This is a genomic window from Fibrobacter sp. UWH1, from assembly GCF_002210365.1.
Taxonomy (GTDB): domain Bacteria; phylum Fibrobacterota; class Fibrobacteria; order Fibrobacterales; family Fibrobacteraceae; genus Fibrobacter.
In genome coordinates, this window is record NZ_MWQG01000002.1 from 117300 (window position 1) to 134238 (window position 16939).

General features: G+C 46.4%; 7 protein-coding genes. 6 read left to right on the top strand and 1 reads right to left on the bottom strand.

Annotated elements, in window-relative coordinates:
• Positions 1 to 292: 292 nt before the first annotated feature.
• From B7992_RS01630 to B7992_RS01655, 6 genes are all read left to right on the top strand, one after another.
• Positions 293 to 8194, top strand: coding sequence for a cadherin repeat domain-containing protein (locus B7992_RS01630; protein WP_088665453.1), 7902 nt, complete (start codon positions 293 to 295; stop codon positions 8192 to 8194).
• A gap of 104 nt (positions 8195 to 8298) precedes the next feature.
• Positions 8299 to 8625: a translation initiation factor gene (locus B7992_RS01635; protein WP_073159914.1), complete on the top strand. Its 327-nt coding sequence runs from the start codon at positions 8299 to 8301 to the stop codon at positions 8623 to 8625.
• A 118-nt stretch (positions 8626 to 8743) separates the two neighbouring features.
• Entirely contained in the window at positions 8744 to 10378 is a 1635-nt protein-coding gene (locus B7992_RS01640; protein ID WP_088665454.1) for a FecR domain-containing protein, read from the top strand.
• Positions 10378 to 13479, top strand: a complete 3102-nt coding sequence (locus tag B7992_RS01645) for a right-handed parallel beta-helix repeat-containing protein (protein ID WP_141100334.1) — start codon at positions 10378 to 10380, stop codon at positions 13477 to 13479. Before B7992_RS01640 ends, B7992_RS01645 begins: the two co-directional genes overlap by 1 nt.
• A gap of 2 nt (positions 13480 to 13481) precedes the next feature.
• Positions 13482 to 14315 (top strand): deoxyribonuclease IV, encoded by an 834-nt coding sequence (locus B7992_RS01650; protein WP_073159920.1) that lies wholly within the window; start codon positions 13482 to 13484, stop codon positions 14313 to 14315.
• A 58-nt stretch (positions 14316 to 14373) separates the two neighbouring features.
• Positions 14374 to 16134, top strand: coding sequence for a glycoside hydrolase family 9 protein (locus B7992_RS01655; RefSeq protein WP_088665456.1), 1761 nt, complete (start codon positions 14374 to 14376; stop codon positions 16132 to 16134).
• Here B7992_RS01655 and B7992_RS01660 read toward each other — a convergent pair.
• Positions 16114 to 16935: an ElyC/SanA/YdcF family protein gene (locus B7992_RS01660; protein WP_073159924.1), complete on the bottom strand. Its 822-nt coding sequence runs from the start codon at positions 16933 to 16935 to the stop codon at positions 16114 to 16116. The two genes, B7992_RS01655 and B7992_RS01660, sit on opposite strands and share 21 nt — an antisense overlap.
• Between the last annotated feature and the right edge of the window lie 4 nt (positions 16936 to 16939).

The following is a 16939-nucleotide window of genomic DNA, read 5'->3' on the forward strand; positions in this document are numbered from 1 at the left end:
AAGAAAACGTGATTAAAAAAAACTTTTTCATTTACAAGAGAAAAAATAACAAGGAAATCGTAATGAAAAAAACACTTTTTGTGTAAAAAATGATGCCTTAGGTCACTGAATACCCGTTTTTTGACGATTTTAGCCCACTTTTGGGGGTGTTGTGTAGATATTCCTGTTGAAAAAAAATTGTAAAACTTTTATATTGACCTATTGTAACTAAAAAAGTTACGGACTAAGTTGTTCGTGGTTGGATTATCTTGGTCGGCATTGGTTTGGTTTTCATCTTAAAGGAGATGAACTAATGTGGTTTGGAAAGAATAAGTTTGCAAAATTTGCCATGGCTCTTGCTATGGCAGTCTCTGCTGTCAGTCTGACTTGGGCTGAAGAAAGCGTTGATATTCGAGATACGCTGTATCCCCTGTACTTCAAGAATGTTACCGAAGATCCGAAAGGGATGCGTGCTGAACAGCAACTTGAATGGAACTACTTGATGAAGTTCAAGATGTTCGGTGCCGAGGGCATTGAATTTGGAAACAGGGACATCATGATTCCTGATACCGTTGGCTGGTTTGGTACTGCAACGGGTGACTTCAAATTGGGACAGAATGGTGAAAGTAAGGTGGGTGGTCCCATCATGATTGGCGGTGACGTCATATTTGCCCAAGGTCCTGATACCATCTTGACGGGCCCCATGCGAGTCAATGGGAATGTTCGTGTTTTGCAAGCGAATAACTTCCAGGGTAAGGAGAACTACATGGTGGGGGTCCATTGTGTAGGGGGGGATTATGCTCCTGAGTATGCCAAGTTTGTTGGCGCGGGGCTTCTGCGGAATATGGCCTCCTGCCCGGATTCCATTCCCGAAGTAAAAACGGATTTGAAAGTCCCTACGTTTTTTTACGATGCTGAAATGATCGAGGCCGCCGATGGTGGAATGCGTCCGGCTCTGAATGTGAATGGTGCTGAATGTGCGAGTGGGTTGAAAGATGGTAATAACTTCTGCATTCACTACATCGATGTACCTTATGATGAGTATCGCGATAAACCTTATGATATCTATATCGAAAGTATTTCGATTTCCAACAGTGGTAAGATCGTTTTTAGAATGCAGCCGAAGGGCCGACTGACCCGCGTGTTTTTCCGGGATGGTTTGAATTTGAGACCTAGTTCCAAGATTCAGATTATGTACATGGACGAAGACGCTAAGTTTGACAAGGACAAGGGCGTCTGGTCTGGAAATGGCTCCATTGTCGAGAATAAGAAATACAGCGGTGAGTTGTTGTTCTTTACTCAGAATGACATCATGTTTGAAACATTTAATGCAGGTACTGATACATTACAGGGAACCTTTATCTCTGAAAAAACAATCAATGTGGCTCAGCATATGATTCTTGCTGGTCAGCTCCTTGCAAATAAGATTACCGTTGATACGGACTTTGATGGTACCGGCTTCCGTTATGTGCCTTACAACTCTCCCGAAGTAGACATTGAATTTAACAAGGCTGGAGAAGAGCTGTATCTCCTGGCAGAAGGTCATGATGTTGATACCGTTAAGATTCTGCTGGATAAAAAGGCGGAAACAAAGATCTCTCTAGAATATTGCTTTGCCTTTGGCGGTTCCGAAGCTGGCGTAAACTACGCTGTCGAAGACGATATTGACCTGGAAAAGGATCCGAAATTCCCCATATGCGGAAAGTCTACGAAGTCGGTTTCTTTTGTTGTTGGTGAAAAGTATTTGGCTACCCCGATCTTGGTTTATATCAAGGATGATAAAGAAATTGAAGAAACTGAACGCATCACTTTCCGCGTCGTAAACTTGTCTGGCGCAAAACTGAAAAAGAATGGTGGCTCTAGTGGTGATTTCCCGCTAGAAATTGAAGATAACGATAAACAGTTAATCAGTATCGATGGTCTTGAAATCAACGTGATCGAAGATGAAAAGTTCATCTTTAGTCGTGATATTTTCCCCATATTTGAAATGGGCGGCGACCCCTGGGCAGGGGATTTCGGTATCTATGTCGTAACTCCCCCGAAGAAAGATAGCCTGAAGACAATGGTTAACTGGGGCGATGATAAGGGTTTGGAAGAAGCTGTTGACTATAATCGTAAGATTGGTGGTAAATATGTTGGCGTTCCCTCTGGAATTTTGGATGGTTCCATGGGTTGGAATCTGGTTTATAATCCGCCCGAGGATGCTTTTGGTGAAAAGTATGATTTCTTGAAGTTTAGGGTTTTGCGTGATGGACTTTTGTCTGATGATACCTATACTCTGTACATCAACATCATTCCTGTAAACGATCCTCCGGATGCTCACGACACTACCTATAATTTCCTCGAAATGGTAGACACTAAGAATGGTGCTGTTCCCGCCAAGGAAACTATTCGTGTCGAAGACAAGGATGATGTTGCTTTCACTTATTCCTTCAGTACAACGTATGAAGACGAATACACCGAAGCAGTTCATGATCGAATTCTTGAACTTTATGAACTGGATCCTACGACCGGTGTCCTTTCTGCCAAGAAGGGTGCTGTTCTTAACTATGAATCTTCTGACAGTGTGTTGGTTGCAAGAATTGTGGTTAGCGATGGTAATGGTCAGACCGATGACGATGACAATATCCTAAGAGATATCATTACTGCAACAATCCGAATTAACGATGATAACGACAAGCCTGTTGTTGTTCAGGGCCAGGTTTTCGTTGTTGATGAAAATGCGGGCAAGATTCCTAGTGTTAGCAGGGAAGCTGTTGCTGTGGATTCTGTGGTTCGTAAGGCTAACAACCAGGATCCGAAGAAGGTGCTGGCTGATGATGAAGACCTTGATAAGAATCCTCCTAAGGGTTGGGGTTACCTGACCTACTCTATCAAGGATGCTTCCGGTAATTTTGAAATCAATTCCAAGACCGGTGTGATTTCTGTTAAGACCGGCGCAGACATTGACTTTGAAGATGATTCCAAGAATTCCTTTAGCGTTACCGTCTACGTTGTTGATGGCGGTGGACTGAAGGATTCTGCCGAAGTGATTATCAATGTGACCGACGGTAATGATATCCCAGAATTTGTGAATGTCGAGGACCTCTATGATACCGATGAACATGTGGCTAAAGAAACCGTTCTTGGCTTGATTGAAATCAGGGATCCGGACGCTAGCGATGCTGAACCGTCTGACTTCAATGTTTCCTTGAAGGACAACAATCTGGCTTGCGGCGCCTCTTGCGCAGAACTCTTGTTCAGTACTAGCGTTATTAAGGATGAAGGCAAACTTTATGTTCAGCTCTTTGTTTTGGATAGCTCCCTGGTAAATTATGAAGATCTTCCCAATGATGTCTTCGATGTGACTCTCACTCTGAGCGACAATGATACCTCCGTTTCCGCAGTGACCAAAATTCAGGTCAATGACATCAATGAACGTCCCTTTGCAAGTAACTTCCTTGATTCCATCGTGGAAAAGTCTCCCAACGGTACTAAGGTGGGTTCCTTGGTGGCAGGTGATCCTGATACAAAGAACAAGTCTTTCAGCACTTTGACTTACACCATTGTTGAATCTGGTATCCCCTTCGAAATGAGTGGTAAGGACATCTTGGTCAAGGATAGCACTGCCTTGAACTATGAAGATGTTACGGACCATCAGTATGTATTCCACGTAACGGTTAGCGATGGTAAACTTGACTCCACCGTCTCCGTGACTGTCAATCTGATCGACAAGAATGAGAAACCGGACATTATAACAAAGTGTGATGAAAGTGATCCTGAATGCAATTCTTGCGATGCTACAATCAAGGATTGCGATAAGCCCACCACACCTCCGGATTCCACCTGTAAGGAAAATTGCGGTTATAAGGATCCTGTTTCCGATAAGATTATCGTGAACGTGGCTGAAAATTCCAAGACCGGTATGGTCCTGTTCGAATACTTGATCGTTGACGAAGATGCCGGTGATATCGAAAAGGATATCGTATCCTTCGAGAATACCAATGGCTCAGGCGCCGATAGCCTCTTCAAGATTGAAAAGGTGAAGGATGGCGATACCTATAAGTTGGTCGTCACCGTGAAGGATGGCTCTAAGCTGGACTACGAAAAGGTTAAGGCAACTCATGAACTTGATCTGGTTGTGTCCGACCCGACTATCTTGACTCTTAGGGATACTGTTAAACGTACCATCAATGTTATCGACGTGAACGAAGCTCCTTCTGCGGAAGATTTCAAGGATTCTATTCCTGAAAATTCCCCCAAGGGCACTAAGGTTGGTACTTTGGTGGCCAGCGATCCCGATACAAAGAACACTGTCTTCGGTACTTTGACATACACCATTGTTGAATCCGGTGTTCCTTTCGAAATGAAGGGCAAGGACATCTTGGTCAAGGATAGCACTGCTCTGGACTATGAAACCGTTCCGGATCATAAGTTCGTCTTCCATGTGAAGGTGAGCGATATCGAATACGATACGACTGTTACTGTAACAATTTCACTGATTGACAAGAATGAAAAACCGGAAATCATTACAAAGTGTGATGAAAGTGATCCTGAGTGCAATTCCTGCGATGCTACGATCAAGGATTGCGATAAGCCCACCACACCTCCGGATTCCACCTGTACTGAAGATTGTGGCTATAAGGATCCCAAGTCCGATAAGATTTTCGTGAACGTGGCTGAAAATTCCAAGACTGGTATGGTCCTGTTTGAATATGTCATCAAGGACCAGGATGCCGGCGACATCGAAAAGGATTCCGTATACTTCGTCAATGTCCAAAACAAGAAGACTGGCGCCGATTCTCTCTTCAAGGTTGAAAAGGTGAAGGTGGGCGATACCTATAAGTTGGTCGTCTCTGTCAAGGATGGCTCGAAACTGGACTACGAAAAGGTTGAGCCGGTTCATGAACTTGTTCTTACCGTATCTGATCCCAAGAAGTCCGACTTGAAGGATACCGTGATTCGTACCATCAACGTTATTGACGTGAACGAAGCTCCGGTTGCAGAAGACTTCAGCGAATCCATTTACGAAAATAGGCCTAAGGGTGCCAAGGTTGGTTCCTTGGTCGCTAGCGATCCTGATACGAAGAATACCGTATTTGGTACCTTGACTTATACCATTGTTGAATCTGGCGTACCTTTCGAAATGAAGGGCAAGGATATTTTGGTGAAGGATAGTGCCGCTCTGAATTATGAAACTGTACCTGATCATAAGTTCGTCTTCCATGTGAAGGTAAGCGATATTGAGTACGACACCACTGTTACCGTAACTATTACCTTGAAGGATTTGAACGAAGGTCCTAAGATTGTGACCGAGTGCGATCCTAGCGATCCCAAGTGCAAGGATCCGGGAACTTGCGATGCTGTGTTCAATGACTGCAGCAAGCCCACTACACCTCCGGATTCCAGCTGCACCGAAAATTGCGGTTATAAGAATCCTGTAAATGATAAGGTTGTTGTAAACGTTCGTGAAAATTCCAAGACCGGTCTTGTGGTCCTTGAATACATTATCGTGGATGAAGATGAAGGCAAGAATGGCATTGATGCCGATTCTGTATATTTCACCAACACCAACAAATCCGGTGCCGATTCTCTCTTCAAGATTGAAAAGGTGAAGGATGGCGATGTGTATAAGTTGGTGGTGACTGTCAAGGATAGTTCTAAACTTGATTATGAAAGCACCGAACATCTCCATGAGCTGACTCTTGTTGTTGTTGCTAAGAATGATCCGACCTTGGTTGATACGGTTATTCGTACCATCAACATTGTTGACGTAAATGAACCTCCCTTTATTAAGGACGGTAACTTCGAAATCAAGGAAAATCTGCCGAAGGGTACAACCGTAGGCCAGGTTGTATTTGGTGATGATAAGGACCTGAAGGGAGTCTCTAACCCGGCCTTCGTGAATAACGTGGTCACTGTCATCGGTGGTGATTCCGATAAGTTCAGTGTTAGCCAGGGTGGCATGATTTCCACCAAGACTGTCCTTGACTACGAAAATGACAAGCATGACTACATTCTGGTTGTTGAAGTCACTGACCGAAATGATCCTACGCTCTCTGCCGTGGATACTATTCGAATCAAGTTGATCGATGTTGTGGAACAATCCAATGTGGAAATCACAAAGGTGGTCACAAAGGATTCCACCTACAAGAATCCCGACACCGTCTATACCAATCAGTCTAATATCACGGCTCACTGGAGAGGTGGATATACTCTGCCGGATCAGAAGACTACCTGGACCGTTAATAACGACACTTCTACTACCTTGGTACCTGGCCGTAACGTGATCCGCATTGAATACAAGGATCCCACAGCCAACACCTCCGTCGTGGATTCTGTTGTGATTTACTATAGCAACACTCTGCCTACGGTGACCATCAGTGCTAATGGCGATGCTGCAAATGCTCATAACATCTATACCATCGTTGAAACTCCGGATGTTTCTGATACTACGATTTACGTAAATCACGAATCCAACGATGTGGTTATTAAGATTCACGATCCTGCCAAGGAAATGCTGGGCGACAAAAAGTCTGCAGATACCGTTATCGTGATTTCTATGGAATTGGGGACGGCTAAGGTTGATTCCAAGACCTACACCAACCTGGACAAGGTTGTAAAGGAAACTGTGGCCCTGGATCTTGATGCTGCCGCCGATGCCAAGCGCAATGTCAAGGCCGATGGCAAAACCGATGTGTCTTACACCGAAAAGGTGGCTGGCATCCAGGTGACTATCAGCTACACTGAAGACAAGCATGGCGACGTGGTGAAGGTTCCTGTTGTTCAGGATAATGGCAAGGTGGAAAACATCGAAGTCATTAAGGTCAGCTATGTCACTAAGGACCAGAAGGGTAACGAAATCACGGTTTCTTACTATGCCGATGCTTACACTGGAGTGGCCCTCATGTCTGATGCTCAGGGCAACCTGATGACCAGCGGTGCCGCAAGTAAGCAGGAAGGTGCTTCTAGCAAGACTTCTACTGTGGGTATCTACAACGTATCTTGCCTGCCTACTATGGAATCTAAGGATACCTTGCTTGTGTCTTACACAGTGGATCGTAAGGGTAACCTGATCAAGAATGCTTGTGGCGATATCGGTTACCATGTGTCTTACACTTATACCGATGCCTGCAACAACTCCATGACCAGTTCCGTATTCATTGTGCTGGATAAGGTTAAACCTGAAGTTGTGATTCTTTCTCCTGCAAACAGGGACATTATCTATTCTAACTTCACGGAAGTGATTTGGACCGTAGATGGTGTTAATCAGGATACGCTTACGACACAGGGTTTGCAGCCTGGTGGTAATACCATCGTGCGCTTCTTCCGTGATAAGGCCGGAAATGAGGCTTCCGACACTGTATTCGTAATCATGAAGGACGGCAAGAATGTTGTGCTTTCTGTTGAAAATCCGGTGACCGAAGTTTCTAAGGAAAGGGTTGATAAGTACTACAGCAAGAATCCTCCCTCCGAGGGACAGACTTATGCTGTAACCGTGCAGAATCCCAAGACCGGTAAGGAAGTTGAAACCATTAAGGGTGGCAGCTTCGGTACCAAGAAGGGCAGCGGAAAGGAACCGTATCCGGGTCTTGATGAAGATGAAGGTCACCTCGGTCCCACCTTGGTCATGGAAGTCAAGCTCCCCGTTATCTCCGGTAAGGACGGCCTGGCAACCTTGGACGACATCTTGAGCAAGGATGGTCTGTATGTTCTTAAGGAAGGTATTGACGCCGCTTCTGGTGATATCAAGGGCGTTGATCCTCTGACTGGAGAGGTTCCGGATGACGGCAAGATTCTTATCGCCGACTACGTCAGGGAACATTGCGTTGATGAAGTCCAGAACAGCTACAAGCCTGGCGATGACCTGAGCAAGCTGAACCTGTATGACACCAAGGTGAACATCAAGCTCTGGATCTACACCACGATCGGCGGCTTTGTGGATTACTACACCTTCAGCCAGGATATGAACAACCCCGACTATACCGATGAAACTGGTATGTCGAAGCTGTTCTTTGAACTGAAGCCGGATATCAATGGTAATGTTCGTGCTGAAGATGGACGTCTGATTGCTACGGGCGCCTACCTCTACAAGGTTGAAGCTTCTGTCCGCGCCAAGGCTCGCTGCGACATTCCTTCTCTGACCAGTTCCAACGGTCGTAAGAAGAATGACGTGGTCAAGAACGATGATGACCTGCTGAAGAGCTTCGGTTACAAGCGCCCGACAGAGAAGTAACTCTAACTTTTTAAAAGCGAAGACGCCCGGACATAATCCGGGCGTTTTTGCTATTTCGTGCAAAACTTTTGCTAAAATTGTGAAAAAACAGAAAAGGGTTTAATATGGGTATTGAAGAACGTTCTACACTTGTCTATTCTACCGGAGTCGGCCGCATTAAGGAAGAAAAGCCTAAGGCTGAACGCCCTAAGGGCGATGGAGTCGTCCGTATCATGTTAAAACGTCTGGGTGGCGGCAAGATGGCTAGCGTGGTCACCGGCGTGCCCATGGACGAGGATGAACTGAAGGAACTGGGACGCCAGTTGAAGCAGAAATGCGGTGTTGGCGGTTCTGTGAAGGACTTTGCCATCGAAATTCAGGGCGATAAACGCAATATTTTGAAGGCTGAGCTGGAAAAACGCGGTTTTACCGTGAAATTAGCTGGCGGTTAGCTTGATTTGTATCACCTATTGTAAAGAATACTTGACGTTTCCCCTCAAAAAAGCATATTTTTAACATAAAAAGTGTACGAGGCGGTGCCAAAGTACGTTCTTTAAAAGTTGAGGGATTATGTTCGGTAAAATCCTTAATTCTCGAGTAAAGTTTGATTTTAGACTGGCTGTCGCTGTGGCCTTGCTTCCGGCGATGGCATTTTCTGCTCCTGCCGTGGGTAAGGTTCGTTCTGCCTTGGGTACTGTGGACCGTATCAAGATTAAGCAGAGTGAATGGTCCGCCCTTCGCGTGGGGGCCAGCGTCTATCAGTCTGACCGCGTTCGTACTGGCGTGGAATCCGAAGTGATTTTTGGCCTTCCTGATGGAAGCTCCATTACTATTGCCGAAAATGCTGAAGTCGAAATGACTAACCTTCTTGAACCAAATAACGAAGGTGGCTTTGAAACCCGCCTCGATATTAAGAAGGGGCACCTTAACTTTGCTGTTCCCAAACTGCTGAAGGACAAGTCCAAGTTCATCTTCAAGACCGGAACTGCAACGGCATCTATCCGTGGTACTGAAGGTTATATTGGCGGCGAAGGCGTTTTCTTTGCTGGTCTGAAGACCGGTAAGCTGGAAATTTCTCCCAACGGTAGCGAACAGAGCGTGGCCATCGTTGCTGGCGAAACGACTTTCGGAACCGACTCCCTGGTGGTCTTGAAGTTGGCTTCTTCCGGTGAAGCTCGCTTTGCCAAGAAAATCGAGAAACTTCTGGCCGACAAGTCCAAGAATGTTGCCGACTTGATTCCCGAAATTCAGAAGGCTGACTCGACCTATCAGGAAGAACTGAAGGAAGAAGCTCGTAAGGCAGCCCAGTCCCTTCCCGAAAACGGTTTCTCTGTTTCTACGAATTCTCCGGTGGATGTCTGTGACCAGGGCCTGATGGTAGAAGGCTTCTACCGTACCAAGGACGAATCGGCTACCCTTATTCTCAAGGTTGGCAATTCCTATCAGTCTGCAAACCTGATCCGTGTTGCCGATGGCGTATCTCATTCCTTTGCCCAGAAGGTTGTCCTGACCGATGCAAATGGTCTGTGGAATGTCAATAAGGCTACTCTAACCTTTATGAGTGCCGGTTCTGTTACTTCCAAGACAATCGATATCAATGTCAACAAGGCCTGTTCCGAGGTTAACACCAAGGCTCCCGTGGTGACTATTTCTGCCTACGATTCTCTGCGCTGCTCTGCAACTGCCTCGGTGAGCGAAATGCAGAATGATGCAGGCGATGTTTCTGTGGAAATGGAAGGATCTCCTATTTCTGGATTGTCCATTACCAAGAATGCTCAGCATCGTGTCAAGCTGATTCCTGGCAATCATGAATACTTTGTAAGAGTCAAGGATCAGGCCGGTAACGTTTCTACGATTTCCAAGTTTATGGGATGCTATCCCAAGAAGCGTTTCAGCGTAGATGTTATCGGTGGTAATCGACAGCTTCTGAATCCTCCGCCTCCTCCGCCGGGAATGGATAATCGTATCACCCAGACATTACAGTTTAGAATAAAGATGTCTGAAAATAATCCGACTTATCTGTATAAGGTTGTTGTAAAACAGAATGGAAAAACTATATTACAAGAAACCCAATCCCAGATCCAAGGCTTGGATTATCAGATTCCTGTGGAATTGAATCGTGAATCCGTCAACAAGTTCGATATTGAAGTCATTCACAAGAGCGGATATAGGGTAAAGGCTAAGAAGGTTTACGAGGTCCGTTAATGAATTTTAGAGTTCATGCTCTAATGACGATTTTTGCAGCAGCACTCCACGTGAGTGCTTTTGCTGTTGAAACGGAATTGGGGGGCGTTTTTTCGGGTTTCATAAAGAAGGAAGGTTCTCCTTACCTTGTTAAGGAGACGTTGATTGTTCCTGATGGCAAGTCCGTTTTGGTGGAACCTGGTGTTGTCGTGAAATTTGCTGAAGGGGCTGGCCTGGATATCCGGGGTGGTTCCTTGGCTGTCGTGGGCGACTTGAACAAGCCTGTAATTTTTACGTCTGAAGATGAATCGGGTACCTGGAACGGTATTTCCATTACGGGTGTCAAGAAATCTGAAGCGCAGTACCTGCAGGTGGTGAATGCTGAATTTGGCTTTGCTGTAGAAAGCGGTGTGCTGGAACTTCGTGACGTCACCATCGACAATCCGCAGCAGGCGGGTGTCTACGTGCGAAATGGCTCTGTGGAAATGCAGTGGAGCAAGATCCGTAATGGCGTCAATATTGGTGTCTGGGCAACTCAAAGTGCCGAGGTGACTCTTGATGGTTCTACCTTAGAGAATAACCGAGTGGCCTTGGTTTCTGCAGAAGGTTCTTCTGTGATGTTGCAGCGTTCCAAGTTGCTGAACAATAAGATTGCCGTTCTCGACTTTGGACACAACGACCTTAAACAGCGGAATTCCCTGATTCAAGGCAGCAAGATCGGATATTTGTCTAAGGATTTGCCGTCTGCAGACATTAAGCGTTCCTTGAATGACAACGAAACTGCTGTCGCCCAGAATGTGGATGGCGTTGCGGAAAATTTGGGTGATGAACCTCGCAATCCCTATGCTGACGGAACAAAATCGTATAACATGTTTAGCGGAATCGGAGAAGTGGATCCTTGGAAGGTTTCTGGAAACCTGGCTCTCGATGTTGGTTACCATAAGGTGTTGATGCGCCATAATCCTACAGGTGCAGACTACCTTGCTGGTCGTGATACGGTAAAGCCTGGTGACTATTATAAGAACTATTTCCAGGTTCCGGGCTTGTTTGCCAACTGGAATGCCAGCATGGTGATGGAATCTCCTTCGGGCCAGACCATCGAATTTAATGCAGACATTTCTAATGATTCCTGGGATAAGTTTAAGGTATATACTCTGCAGATGGTTTATACCGACCAGATGAATTCCTTTACTTTGGGTGATTTTTCTCTGAGTGCCGGAGACACGTACCTGGCAGGCATTAATGCCTTTGGCGCCATGTATCAGCTGAATCTCTTTAAGAACGCCGCAGGAGAACCTCTGTTTGTGGGTACTGCCTTTGCTGGTGAAGCTCAGGCTCCCAAGATTGTTGGCGAACGCAATTATGACTTGTACAACGAATATATTGAAGACGGCGAAGCCGAAGCTCAGAACATCGTGGTGGGTGGTCGCGTTCGCTGGAATATGCACCGTCGCTTCAATGGAACCTTGGGCTTTATCGGTAGCAAGGATTACCTGGAAGATCCGTTCTTTAGGGATGGTCAGCCTGGTGATGTAAATACCGTGGACCCGCTGGTAACGTCCCGTAATTTCTTCGCCGATGGTAACTGGCTGTTCTTCCCTGGTGATATCAAGTTAAATGGCCAGATTGCTGTTGGTGCCGCAGATACGGCAAACGCGGCGAAGATTCGTGCGATTAACCAGGTGTTCCTGGGCGCCGGTCTGGATGCCTCTAACTTGGGCTTGCTCAATAAGCTGATGAAGAATCCCCAAGAGGTGAATGGCCTGTCTCGCGATCAGTTGGCATCTATTTTTGGCGAAAGCAGCATGCTTACTCCTTCCGAGATGCGTGAAGAATTGCGCAAACTTCTTGACAAGGCTTCTAGAGTCGCAAAGAATACTGTGGTTCAGGATCTTGACCCTACCAGCGGAGAATTGTGGGATCACAACCATGTGGCCTTGGCTGGATCATATGAATGGTCTAACGAGAATACGTTTATTGAAGGCTTCATGCGTTATGTGGGCAAGGAATACTACAGCGCCGGTTCTCCGGACTTGCAGCAGAATTCCCGAATGGTCGGTGGTAATTTGCGACAGAAAATCTTTGACTTCTGGCGATTCTCCTTTGGCTACGTCATGAATGTTGAAAATGCTGCCGGCGAAGGCTCCAGCTATAACATCATGGGCATGGGCGAAGGTACCAAGTGGGGTATGTTCTCTGGTGCAGAAAAGGATTGGCTGGAGGAACATGAACAGGACGAAAATAGAACGCTCTACACTCATGACGCCTATGTAGGAAACCAGTTTAGGCTGAACAAGAATATTGACCTTTCTCTTCGCTATGCCGTGAACTATAGGACTCGCAGTACCGCCCAGAGACTGTACGCCAACTACAGTGTCAATTCCGGTATTTATAACGATGACTGGTTTAAGGCAAGGGATGGCCGTCCTACAGTGGATGTGATTAACGGAAATGACACTTTGAAGATTGACTCTGCCCACTGGGCCCATTACTATGGCTTGTCTAAGTACGAATATCTGGCTACGCAGTTTGATGAAAAGATCTTAAGACATCATGCCCAGATCGGTTTGACATTTAAGTTGCCGATGAACGTTTTGAAGGTTGGCGCCTCCCTTATGGTTCGCAAGGATTATTCGGAATTTGTTCAGGATAAGTTGCTGAACGGTCTGGACTTGTCTGATGAATCTTTCGGTATTCTCGGATATCAATTCCATGGCAGTGAATTCTTTGAACAGCGCTATCCTATTTCTCTGGCAACGACTGTTGGCGGATTCAAGAATGTGCTGTCTGTGACTCCCCGTTACAAGATTTTCAATCGCAACAACATGACTGAATTTGAATGGATCCTGGATGAAAATATGACGTTCCCCATGGCAAACCAGTTCCTGGAACTGACCTTGAATGGTGGCGTTCGTCAGAATTTCCTGGACTACGAAGTCAGAAAGCAGAAAATGGATGAAATGGAATTGGATCTGAATGGTTCTGTGGCTCTGCGCGTAAATCATTCCGATAAACTTTATACGGTTTGGACTCTTGGTACGGTCATGAATTACAGACCCGACAATCTGGCTGACGAATATAAGGACCTTTATATTATTGCATCCCTGAATTACTCATTCTAGTTATGTTGCATATCGGTTGTCATCTTTCTTCTTCGAGCGGTTTCCTTGCAATGGGGCAGACCGCTCTTTCTATTGGTGCAGATACATTCCAGTTTTTTACCAGGAATCCTCGTGGCGGTGCGGCCAAGCCTTTTGACAAGGCGGATGCTTTAAAACTGGTTGAATTGCTGGAAGCGAATCAGTTTGCCCCCATTTTGGCCCATGCTCCCTATACGTTGAACGCCTGTGCTGCAGATGAAGGCTTGCGTCAGTACGCAGAAGATGTAATGGCCGATGATATTTTCCGTATGGATCATTTTCCTGGAGCGATGTACAACTTCCATCCCGGAAGTCATGTGAAGCAGGGGGCTGAAGTCGGTATCGAATTTATTTCGGCTATGCTGAACCGTCTGCTGAAACCGTCCCAGAAGACGACTGTCCTGCTGGAGACCATGGCTGGAAAGGGTTCTGAAGTGGGTCGAACCTTTGAGGAATTGAAGGCTATTCTCGATAGGGTAGAACTTTCTAGCAAGATGGGTGTCTGCATGGATACCTGCCATGTCTTTGATGGTGGTTACGATATTGTGGATCATCTGGACGATGTGCTGGAGCTGTTTGACAGGGTGATTGGTCTGGACAAGCTGAAGGCGATACATCTGAACGATAGCAAGAATCCCATGGGTAGCCATAAGGATCGTCACGAGGTTATTGGTGGCGGTTTTATTGGCTTGGAAGCTTTAACCCGTGTGGTAAATCATCCTTCCTTAAAAAATTTGCCGTTCTATCTTGAAACCCCCAATGAATTGCCAGGCTACGCAGCCGAAATCGCCTTGATGCGGAGTCGGTTCCAAGAGTAAACGTTATTTTCAAATAAAGGAGTCCATTTGTCGGGCTCCTTTAATATATTCTTAGGGTATGGACGCCCAAGAACAGTTAAACATGCCGATTCGATATAACCATATAGGTTATTTGCCTAATGGTCCCAAGGTTTTCTTTTTGAATCCCCGCTGCCTAGATGTGGAGGAGTCTCAATGGCCGATGCTGTATTACCGTATTGTCGGTGCGTCGGGTTTCGCTGATTACAAGGGCTGTTTTGAAAAGGGCTCTTTCAAAAATGACGGCGTCTGCGGTTATACGGGGGAATCCCTCTGGAGCGGAACTTTTTCCAATGTTCACGAAACGGGCTCCTATCGTATTCTGATTTTCTTGGGTAGAAATTCCGGTAATGACCGTCTGCTTTTTGAGTCGCCTGCATTTGAAATTTCTGATGACTGGGTTCTTAGACAGCTGAAGGCCAACATCAAATCTTTTTATTTCCAGCGTAGCGGTGTTGAGCTGACCCGTGAATTTGCAGGACCGTGGGCAAGGCCTGCAGCCCATTTTGACGACTGCATCAAGTTTCATGCCTCCATGAACCGCGAAGGCGTGTGGAATGCCCATGGTGGCTGGTATGATGCCGGTGATTATGGCAAGTACATTGTGAATGGTGGCGTTTCTGTAGGAACCCTTTTGCTTGCCTGCGAACTGTGTGATGAACGTTTGCGCCAAAAGAAGGCTAAGGGATCTCTTGCCGAAGATGTGATCAACGAAGGTGGAACCTTCAATTTGCCTTTTAGTCTGAAAGATGAAATTCGTTTTGAACTGGATTTCTTCTTGAAAATGCAGGATGAAGATGGGGGCGTTTTTTTCAAGGTGACTCCCGAACGTTGGGATGGCTTTGTGACTCCGACGGTTTCTGATTCCACGCGGAAGCGTTTGATTCTTGGTAAGTCAACTACATCGACCTTGAATTTTGCTGGGTGTATGGCTGCGGCCAGCCGCGTCTATCGTGGTTCCGACCGAGCTTTTTCCAATCGGTGTCTGGGGGCTTCTATTCGGGCCTATCAGTGGGCTTGCAGGAATCCTGAGGCGGATTGGCCTCATAATACAGAAGGCAGTGGCGGCTATGGAGACTCCTGTTATACGGATGAGTTTTTCTGGGTCCGCAGCATGCTTTATCGTGAGTTGCAAGGCGTGAAGAGTTTCCCGAAAAAGTCCATGGATAGTTTGCGTTCAATCCTCTTGAAGGATATGGATAAGAACAAGATCAAGCTGGGACTGGACTGGCGTGATACCCAGAATTTTGGGTGGATTGCTCTGGCCTTGCAGGACTTTGACGTGGAACTTCGAGATCGAGCCCGTAAGACTCTAGAGGGTGTCGCCGCCGAGATAATTCGCTTACAGCAGGCGGATCCTTATGGATTGTCGATACGGAGTTTTATCTGGGGTAGCAATGGTGAAATTTCTAACCATGCGCTAACCTTGATGGTTGTAAACACCTGGCGGAAAACCGTAGAGGGGCAATCCTTGATTAAGTGGAGCCAGGAACAGTTGAATTTTGTCTATGGACGTAATCCGTTGAATGTCAGCTTTGTGACGGGTTCTGCCTGGAGTTCGCCTAAACGCCCTCATCATCGTTTGAGCCATTCAGACAAGGTGGTGGACCCTATTCCGGGGTTGCTTGTGGGGGGAATCAATGCGGATCGTCAGGACTTGCATCGTTTTCCGACATATCCTAATGAATTGCCCGGATACTCTTACACCGATGAACAGTGTTCCTTTGCCAGTAATGAAACAGCCATCAACTGGAACGCTCCGTTGACGGCTGTATTGGCTTTACTCGTTGCTTATAACTGAGTCTGTTGTTTCTTTAGCAGGCTCGGGAATGGTATCCACGGCCTTGCTTTTTTCTGAAACCTTTGGAATCAAGGACTGCAAATCTACAACAGGATTTTTCTGTTCTTCAAATTCCTTGAGGGACTGAATCCTTTTGTAGAAGGCGGAATCATTGGGTGTTAGAATTCCTGCCGGCCAGAGTTCAAATGTGGCCATAGCCAAGGCTGCCCATTCTCTAATCCAGGTCTTGCGGGATTCGCGATTGGTGTACCAGGAATCGGCGTTGTACTGATAATGGTGGATGTCTACGGTCTTGTATACAGGTTTTTCTCCAGAAAGGGTCGAGAATATTTTCTTGACTCGGTGGGAGGCGGCTGCGGAAGTCAGCAGCAAGACCGTGTCGGCATTGTGTTTCTTTAGCCAGGGGATAATGGTGAAGGCTTCGCCGATGGTGGAGGCATCGTCGTGAGGGGCGAGGAAGACCGCGTTGCTGTCGAAACTTCCTAATCTCATAAATTCTTCGACGTAGAATTCCGCGTTGCTGCGGTTGCGTAGGCAACGTCTGCCTAAAATCAAGACGGAGTCGGCCTGGCCGTTAGCGACAAGGTCTGCTGCGTAGTCAATACGTTCCAGGTCTGCTGATTGTCCGTCGAGAACGGCAACCCAGGTAACGTGGTTTATTTCGTCATCGTCAACCAGCCAATGGCCGCTTTCTGTGATGACCAGATAGAAAAGGATGATGACAATGACTGCTGCCGCTGCGATGAGGCTTGCAATAATGCGGCGTGCGCGGATCTGCTTTTTGCTGAGAGACTTTGCCAATTGA

What these genes read in the sequence shown, in the direction of transcription:
- B7992_RS01650 (WP_073159920.1), top strand. Translation starts at nt 13,482, where the DNA reads ATGTTGCATATCGGTTGTCATCTTTCTTCTTCGAGCGGTTTCCTTGCA.
- B7992_RS01640 (WP_088665454.1), top strand. Translation starts at nt 8,744, where the DNA reads ATGTTCGGTAAAATCCTTAATTCTCGAGTAAAGTTTGATTTTAGACTG.
- B7992_RS01630 (WP_088665453.1), top strand. Translation starts at nt 293, where the DNA reads ATGTGGTTTGGAAAGAATAAGTTTGCAAAATTTGCCATGGCTCTTGCT.
- B7992_RS01645 (WP_141100334.1), top strand. Translation starts at nt 10,378, where the DNA reads ATGAATTTTAGAGTTCATGCTCTAATGACGATTTTTGCAGCAGCACTC.
- B7992_RS01635 (WP_073159914.1), top strand. Translation starts at nt 8,299, where the DNA reads ATGGGTATTGAAGAACGTTCTACACTTGTCTATTCTACCGGAGTCGGC.
- B7992_RS01655 (WP_088665456.1), top strand. Translation starts at nt 14,374, where the DNA reads ATGGACGCCCAAGAACAGTTAAACATGCCGATTCGATATAACCATATA.